Source organism: Haemophilus sp. HMSC068C11 (genome assembly GCF_001815355.1).
GTDB lineage: Bacteria > Pseudomonadota > Gammaproteobacteria > Enterobacterales > Pasteurellaceae > Haemophilus_D.
Genome location: NZ_KV820367.1, coordinates 1 through 233, shown reverse-complemented (window position 1 = coordinate 233; position 233 = coordinate 1). Strand labels below are relative to the sequence as shown.

The window sequence follows — 233 nt, the reverse complement described above, 5'->3', positions numbered from 1 at the left end:
GAGAGACAATAAGTGTCCACACAGATTGATTGGTATATTGTAGAAAATGAATAAAGAGAGAAAAGTGCGTAAGCAAAGTGTAAGATAGAGTATCTTTATTTGTTGTCCCCATCGTCTAGAGGCCTAGGACATCGCCCTTTCACGGCGGTAACCGGGGTTCGAATCCCCGTGGGGACGCCAAATAAAGATAACTTTATTATCTTCTGTTCTTTAACAACCAGGAAACAAGCTGA

General features: G+C 41.6%; 1 tRNA gene. It reads left to right on the top strand.

Annotated features, from left to right (window positions below):
- Positions 1-104 precede the first annotated feature (104 nt).
- Positions 105-180 (top strand) — tRNA-Glu (locus tag HMPREF3020_RS05995).
- Positions 181-233 lie beyond the last annotated feature (53 nt).